1 protein-coding gene is annotated in these 1,199 nt (G+C 63.2%); it reads right to left on the reverse strand.

All coding sequences use genetic code 11. The features are described from left to right. Positions 1–5: 5 nt before the first annotated feature. Complete coding sequence (locus ACZIRK_RS45200; protein WP_130224974.1) at positions 6–1,109, reverse strand: ISAs1 family transposase; 1,104 nt, start codon at positions 1,107–1,109, stop codon at positions 6–8. Positions 1,110–1,199: the final 90 nt, after the last annotated feature.

Below are 1,199 nucleotides of genomic sequence, written 5' to 3' on the forward strand. Positions count from 1 at the left end.
CAGGGCTATCGCATATGGCCGAGCAAGGTGAGGAGGAAGCTGTCGTCCCAGCCGGCGCGCTTGATTTTTCGACGTATGGAGGTGGGACCAGGACAAGACCGAAGGATGTTGAGCGCGAGCCTGCGCAGGATGGCGAGGTTCTCGGGAGCATTGTCCATTCTGGCCCGGTTGCCGTCCTCGTCGAAGTGGACGTCAAGCACCCAGTGCAATTGGTTCTCGATGGTCCAATGACTGCGCGTGACCTGCAGCAGCCGCCTGGCGGACATGGACTTGGAGAGCACGTAATAGCGCACGACCGGCGGCTCGGCGCGATTGCCCTGCAATTGCCTGCGCGAGGTGACGCGGCCGATCGCAACGACGCCCGGGAAGCCATGGACGGCAGCCAGGCTGGTATTGCGCATGATGGTTGCCCGGCGCGCTTCGCGCCGGTCGTGGGTGGACGGTTCGACCGTCTTGACGGCCCTGCGCTCGCCGGACCGGGCAAACTGCGCGACCACAGTCTTGAACAGAGGTCCACGGTTGGCCTTGATCGCCAGCACGTAGTCGCCACCGCGATCGAGCACCGTCTTGGCCATTGCACGATGGCAATGCAGCGCATCGGCCGTGACGACGCAGCCTTCGAGCGACAGCAGCGCCAATACCTCCAACGCCCCCTTGGTCTCGTTGCGGCCGGGAGCCTTCTGCTGGGCCAGCGACATGCGCGCTTCCACCGCAAAGACGTTGACCAGATGCAGAGGCTCGTAGCGCGAACCGCGCTCGAAGGCGCCTCGCAGCGCTTTGCCGTCGATCGCGACCACCCCGCTGAGATTGAGCCGGTTGGCCTTGGCAAACGCCGCCATGAAGCGCCGGAACGCTGCCTCGAAGGCTTCCGGCTCGAGCAAACGGAACACGCGACTGAAAGTGTCGTGGCTGGGAATCCCATGTTCCAGGCGCAGAAACAGCCGAAGCAGGTCTGCCTTGGCCTGTCCGAACTCCGCCATGTCCGAGCAGGTCTCTGCTCCGCACAGGACCGCCGCCAAGGCGATAACCAGTACCTCCAGAAGGTCGTGTCGTGCATTCGCTGCACGTGGGTCCGACAACCGCCGAAAAGCCTTCTTGAACTTCCCCATACGACTCCCTCCGCCTTGTGGGAGCCGCTCTCAGAATCCATCCTGCAAAACAACGCAATAGAGGCCGCAAATCCATATGCGATTCCCCTG

It is taken from the genome of Bradyrhizobium sp. Leo114 (genome assembly GCF_055229415.2).

What these genes read in the sequence shown, in the direction of transcription:
- ACZIRK_RS45200 (WP_130224974.1), bottom strand. Translation starts at nt 1,109, where the DNA reads ATGGGGAAGTTCAAGAAGGCTTTTCGGCGGTTGTCGGACCCACGTGCA.